Source organism: Pseudescherichia vulneris (assembly GCF_902164725.1).
Lineage (GTDB): Bacteria > Pseudomonadota > Gammaproteobacteria > Enterobacterales > Enterobacteriaceae > Pseudescherichia > Pseudescherichia vulneris.
This window is the reverse complement of the sequence record NZ_LR607338.1, coordinates 118,612-124,974: the sequence shown is the minus strand read 5'-3', so window position 1 is coordinate 124,974 and position 6,363 is coordinate 118,612. Positions and strand designations below refer to the sequence as shown.

Genomic DNA, 6,363 nt, shown 5'->3' with positions numbered 1-6,363 from the left:
GGAACGATAGTCCGCGAAACCCAGAAGGTATTTAACCCACAGACCGAGCGCGAAGAGGATGTAACGCTTACCCGTGTGGCTATACATGGTTCGTTCAAAGAAAACCCGTATCTGGATCCGCAGTACATTGCGACCCTGATGGCTATCAAAGACCCGAACCGGCGCAAAGCCTGGGTAGAGGGCTCATGGGATGTCACCAGCGGCGGGCGCTTTGATCATCTATGGAATGCCTCGCATCATGTCATTAAGCCATTCCGCATCCCGGATAGCTGGACCGTTGACCGCTCCCATGACTGGGGCGAGTCTAAGCCGTTTTCTAACCTCTGGTGGGCGCGCGCCGACGGCACCGCCGCCGAGCTGCCTGATGGTCGCCAGTTCTGCCCGCCTGCCGGGTCGCTGATCCTTATTGGCGAGTGGTACGGCTGCCCACCGGTCGAGCTGAACAAAGGCCTGAATATGTCGTCCACAAACGTCGCTAAGGGCGTGGCCTGGGTAGATAAGCGGCTGGTGGGAGAAGAGCTTGCTGAGCCTGAGGAGATAAAACTCAATGGGGTGACGCAGGGGCAACTGAACATCATGCCCGGTATCTGCAAGAAGGTGGTTCCCGGCCCTGCTGATGGTGCCATCTACAACACTGGCGATGATGAGCTATCTATCGCTCAGAAGATGGAGTCGCAGGGCGTTAAATGGGTGCCATCCAATAAGAAGCCGGGATCACGGGTGAACGGCGCGGCTCTGTTTGCTGACATGCTTGAGGCGGTTGTCGAAGGTAAGAAACTGGAGTCAGGCATGCCTGAGAAACCAGCGTTCTACGTGTTTGACTACTGCCGGGGCTGGATAAGCCGTGTGCCGGTGCTCGTTCGCGACAGTAAGAACCCCGATGATGTAGATACTCAACAGGAAGATCACGACTGGGACGGCACGCGATATGCCGTCCTGCACTCTCCGCCGAAGACAGTCGGCAAAGTAACTAAACTTCGGATGTGACCATGCCAGATATTTCAACACCCAATCTCGACTACAACAACATGGTCGAGGCGTGGGACATCAACGATGCGCTGATGGGCGGCACGCTCTATATGCGCCAGCTCGGCGAATCCCATATGCCGCGCTGGCCGAACGAAGATAAAGAGGACTACAAAAAGCGCCTCGCCGTCGCGACGCTGCTGCCTGCCTACGAAGAGACCATTAACCAGAACATAGGTCGTGTATTCGCACAGCCAGTAGTACTGAGCGAAACCACGCCCGAGCAGGTTAAGGCACTCGCCCCCAATATTGACCTGGAGGGGATGCGGCTTGATGTCTGGGCGCAGGCGTTCTTTGGCATCGCATTTCAGTACGGGCTGGCACATGCGCTGGTGGATTATCCCCGCGTGGATGCGGAACAGGTCAGAACGAAGGCCGACGAACAAGCCAGTGGCGCGCGCCCCTATGTCACGATGCTAAACCCCCGGCAGGTTATCGGCTGGAAATCCAAAACTGCTGGTGGCAAGGTGGTGCTGACCAATCTGCGTATTAAAGAGGTGGTGGTCGTTGATGGCGACGACTTCGGCCAGACTAAGGTAGAGCAGATACGCCATATCCTGCCCGGCAAAGTTGAGATCTACCGTCGCAAAAAAAGCGAAGGCGCAGAGGAGACCTGGCAGATCCATGAAGAGTGGGCCACTTCCCGCAATGATATCCCGCTGGTGACGCTCTATACGAAGCGCACCGGCTTTATGCGAGGTTCTCCGCCGCTGCTTAATCTCGCGTTACTGAACATCAAGCACTGGCAGAGTCAGAGCGAGCAGGACAACATTCTGCACGTTGCCCGCGTACCGCTGCTGGTGGTGTATGGTCTGGAAGGCGGGCAGGAGCTGACGATTGGTTCATCCTCGGCTACCCAGTTTACTGACCGTACCAAGCAGGGGCTGGAATACGTCGAGCATACCGGCTCGGCAATAGGCGCCGGGAAAACGTCTCTGGAAGACCTCGAAAACCAGATGCGCCAGGCGGGGGCCAAACTGCTTCGCCCGGAAAATACCTCCACCAAATCCGTTGAGCAAACCAGCGAAGAGCGTATGCAGGAGCACTCGCCGCTCTACACCATGGCTAACTCCCTTGAGGACGCTCTGGATAATATCCTGCAGATCATGGCCGAATGGCTCGGGTTGAATGACGGTGGCAACGTTGACGTCCGCACTGAGCTGGATGTTTCAGAACAGTCCATCAACGCACCTGCAGCGCTGGCTGTCCAGTCACTGCGCCAGGGCGGTGATATCCGTCGTATTGATGCGGTACGTGCACTGCAGTCGCTCAAAATCATCGATCCGGATGCGAAGCCCGAAGAAATCATCGACGAGCTGAACAACCAGGGCCCGACGTTTACAGGTAACGGCAATGGCAACGGTCAATGACAGGCTGCGCGATGAAGCGATAGCCCATACCCTCTGGATCAGCCGCTACAGCACGGGCGTCGCAAACCGCATTGTAAAGCTGCTGAACGACAGCGACGCAGAGCTTACCGCACGGCTGCTGGTGGCGATGGACAGCCTGCCCACCAGCCGGTTCACTGTAGGCCGTCTTGAAAGCCTGCTTGGCAGCGTACGCGAGCTTAACCAGCAGGCCATTGCGGGTATGCAGACCAGCCTGGCGGATGAACTCCTGCAGCTGGCCGGGCAGCAGACAGGCTATCAGCTGAGCCTGTTTGACTCATTGCTGCCGCAGCTGGTCAAGGAGCGGTACCCGCTTCAGGGCATCTCGCCGGAGATGGTGCACGCAGCAGCCATGGCACAACCCTTTCAGGGGCGCCTGCTGAGTGAGTGGGGCGACAATCTGGAAGCCGACCGTATGGCGCGTATCACCAACACGGTGCGCCGGGGTTATCTGCTGGGTGATACCACCGAGGCGATCGCCCGGAAGGTGCGCGGGCACGCCAACAAAGGTTTTCAGGATGGCGCCCTGCAGGTCAGCCGGGCCAATGCTTCCAGCATTACCAAAACGGCGGTTAACCACCTGGCGGCCACGGCGCGGGCCAGCTTTGCAGATGCCAACGGCGATATTCTGAAGGGAAAGCAGTGGCTCTCCACGCTGGATAATAAAACCACGCATACCTGCATCATTCGCGATCGCCTTCGCTATACCCTGGATAACAAGCCCATCGGCCACAAGGTACCGTACCTGCAGGGACCGGGCCGCATTCACTTCTGCTGCCGCTCAACGGAGACGCTGATCACCAAATCGTGGCGTGAGCTCGGGATCGACATCGATGAGATGACGCCGGGCACCCGCGCCAGCATGGATGGTCAGGTGCCGGAAGACACAACCTATCTTGACTGGCTGGCACGACAGCCTCCCCACAGACAGGACGAGATACTCGGCCCCGAACGGGCAGGGCTTTACCGCGCCGGGAAGGTACAACTCAGCGAGATGTATACGGACCGGGGCGAATGGATAAGCCTGGCGCAACTTAAAGCGCTCAGCTGATACAAACCTCTTAACTATGGCTGCCTTCGGGTGGCCTTTTTTATGCCTGCCGTTTAGCGGATGCGACACGGCGCCGGATCGGATGATCCATTAACCAGCGGCCGGAAGGCCCGGAGAAAACCATGAAATTGAAGCTTGATGCGAACGGTCACGTTGTCGTTGAAAACGGTATGCCGGTTTATATCCATGATGACGGCAAAGAAATCGCATTCGACGCAGCGCAGGCCGTCAGCAAAATTACCTCGCTGAACGGCGAGGCCCGGTCTCATCGTGAAGCCAAAGAAGCCGCAGAGACTAAGCTTGCGGCGTTCGCCAATATCAGCGATCCGGCAAAAGCACTCGAGGCGCTGGAGATGATGACCAAAATCGACCAGAAGAAGCTGATCGACGCGGGCGCGGTTGACCAGGTTAAAGCCGAGATCACCAAGTCATTCCAGGCGCAGCTGGACGAGGCCACTGGTAAAAACCAGCAGCTGGAGCAGCAGCTCTATGGCGAGATGATCGGCGGCCGCTTTGCCGGGTCGAAGTTCATCAACGACAAGATGGCGATCCCTTCTGACTTCGTGCAGGCGCGCTTCGGCCAGGCGTTCAAAATCGAAGACGGCAAGGTTGTCGCGTATGACGGGCAGGGCAACAAGGTCTACTCCCGGGCCAAACCCGGCGAGCTGGCCGAGTTTGATGAAGCGCTTGAGTTCCTCGTTGAGCAGTACCCCCAGAAGGATCACATCCTGAAGGCGTCCGGCAACAGCGGTGGCGGCTCTCATCAGTCCCAGCACCAGGCCGGGCAGAAAACCATGAAGCGTGCAGCGTTTGATGCGCTGGATCAGACCGGCAAACAGGGCGCGCTCAAAGACGGTATCACTATCGTCGATTAACCCCTTTGCCGCGTTCCGGATGGTGCGCGGCGCCAGAGCTGGATAGCTCACTATCACCCCTAATTAACTCCCTTCAAGGAATAACGAAATGTCCAACACCCTTACTGGGTTGATCCCGACTATCTACACCGCTCTGGATGTGGTTTCCCGCGAACAGGTGGGCTTCATTCCCGCCGTCGCGCGCAATGCCAAGGCTGATGCAGCGGCGAAAGGCCAGACGGTTACCGCGCCGGTGGCACCGATCGCCACGACCGTTGATATCACTCCGGGTCCTACAGCACCAAACGACGGTGACCAGAACATCGGTAACGTTAACGTCACCATCACCAAGTCAAAGATGGCCCCGGTGAAATGGAACGGCGAAGAGCAGCTGGCAATCGGTCCGTCCGGTACCTACAACACCATTCTGGCCGACCAGTTTAAGCAGGCCTTCCGCGCGCTGACGAACGAAGTTGATTCAGATCTGGGGGCGCTGTACTACGCATCATCCCGCGCCGTCGGCACGGCTGGTACCACGCCTTTTGGTATCAAAGAAGACCTGTCCGATGCTGCGCTGGCACGTCAGGTGCTGGAGGATAACGGCGCGCCGACAACTGACCTGCAGATGGTGCTTGGCTCTTCTGCCACCGCTAATCTGCGCGGTAAGCAAACCGTACTGTTCAAGGCAAATGAAGCCGGTACTGATGCGCTACTGCGCGAGGGCATCATTGGCCGACTGGAAGGCTTCAACCTGCATAACTCTGCAGGCGTTAAGCGCGTCGCTGGTGGCGCAGGCGCAGGTTATCTGGTGAACGGTGCCAAACAGGCGGGTGACATCATCATCGCGATCGATACCGGCACGGGCGGTATTGCTCAGGGCAGCGTGGTGACGTTTGCGGGTGACGACAACAAATACGTTGTGGCCGCAGCGACCACCACCACGATCACCCTGGCGGCACCGGGTCTGCGCCAGAACCTGGCGGATAATACCGCGGTCACCGTTGGCGGCGCATTTACGGCGAACATGGCGTTTGACCGTAACGCTTTCCTGCTGGCGGCGCGTACTCCGGCCATGCCTGAAGGCGGGGACTCTGCGGACGACGTTATGAACGTTACCGATCCGGTTTCAGGCCTCACCTTCCAGGTGGCGCTGTACCGTCAGTACCGTCAGGTGCGTTACGAAGTGGGTCTGGCGTGGGGCGTGGCGTCTGTTAAACCTGCCCACGCAGTGCTGCTGCTGGGTTAATCACACCGGGGCTACGGCCCCGCTTTACCGGAGGTCATTATGGCTGGATTAACTAAAGAGCAGCGGGCGCAGCGTGAGGCGGAACGGCTTGCAGCCGCAGGCGGCGGGCAGAACAATTCTGAGCAGGAGCAGGAGCAGGAGCAGGAGCAGGAGCAGGAGCAGGAGCAGGCGCTTGTTATTATGCGCACGGAGTTCCCGGCATTCCCGGGCGCGCCGGATGAAGCCGATGTGCATCCTGATGAGGTCGAAAACTGGAAAGCAGCAGGCTGGATCGTTAAGGAGTAACCATGCTCACTACTGACCCGGCATCTCCGGAGTTTGACAGCTACGCCAGCGTTTCAGATCTGCAGGCGTTTGCCACCGCGCGCGGGTATGAGGTCCCTGCAGATGCTGCTGAATGTGAAAATCTGCTGGTGCAGGCTATGGATTATCTGGCAGGGATCGACTGGCGCGGCTACCGGGCAGATCCTGCCCAGTCGCAGGCATGGCCCCGGCGAGGGGTGACAGCTGATGGTGTGTCATTGCCTGATAACACCATCCCCCGGCAGCTGGTGCAGGCGCAATGCCGTCTCGCTATTGAGGCGCAGGAGATTGAGCTGATGCCGTCTTTCAATGCAGGCGGCGAGGTAGTGCAGGAGTCGGTCTCCGGCGCGGTGAGCGTGACGTATGCGCAGGGCAGTAGCAGAAGCTCCGCATCTTTCCCGTGGCTCAACAACATGCTGCGTGGGCTGGTGGGCAGTTCAAACCAGGTGCGCCTGGTGAGGGGGTAATTTGGCAGATTTAAAAGTGGTTCCGTTT

At 58.5% G+C, this 6,363-nt stretch carries 6 protein-coding genes and 1 pseudogene; all 7 read left to right on the top strand.

Features of this window, described 5'->3' with window-relative positions; genetic code table 11:
• Positions 1 to 987 (top strand): annotated as a pseudogene (locus FN633_RS00610) (terminase); the annotation flags it as partial.
• Positions 988 to 989: 2 nt separating this feature from the next.
• Positions 990 to 2,396: a DUF4055 domain-containing protein gene (locus tag FN633_RS00605; protein WP_154056391.1), complete on the top strand. Its 1,407-nt coding sequence runs from the start codon at positions 990 to 992 to the stop codon at positions 2,394 to 2,396.
• Complete coding sequence (locus FN633_RS00600; protein WP_154056390.1) at positions 2,380 to 3,465, top strand: structural protein; 1,086 nt, start codon at positions 2,380 to 2,382, stop codon at positions 3,463 to 3,465. The genes FN633_RS00605 and FN633_RS00600 overlap by 17 nt, the downstream gene beginning before the upstream one ends.
• Positions 3,466 to 3,587: 122 nt before the next feature.
• Positions 3,588 to 4,340 carry a DUF6651 domain-containing protein gene (locus FN633_RS00595; RefSeq protein ID WP_154056389.1) on the top strand — a complete coding sequence of 251 codons (753 nt, stop codon included), beginning with the start codon at positions 3,588 to 3,590 and terminating at the stop codon, positions 4,338 to 4,340.
• Positions 4,341 to 4,428: 88 nt separating this feature from the next.
• Positions 4,429 to 5,565, top strand: coding sequence for a major capsid protein (locus FN633_RS00590; RefSeq protein WP_042395827.1), 1,137 nt, complete (start codon positions 4,429 to 4,431; stop codon positions 5,563 to 5,565).
• Between the two features lie 39 nt (positions 5,566 to 5,604).
• The gene (locus tag FN633_RS00585; protein WP_154056388.1) at positions 5,605 to 5,850 is read left to right on the top strand and encodes a hypothetical protein; all 246 of its coding nucleotides are present in this window, start codon (positions 5,605 to 5,607) and stop codon (positions 5,848 to 5,850) included.
• Positions 5,851 to 5,852: 2 nt separating this feature from the next.
• Entirely contained in the window at positions 5,853 to 6,335 is a 483-nt protein-coding gene (locus FN633_RS00580; protein ID WP_154056387.1) for a DnaT-like ssDNA-binding protein, read from the top strand.
• Positions 6,336 to 6,363: the final 28 nt, after the last annotated feature.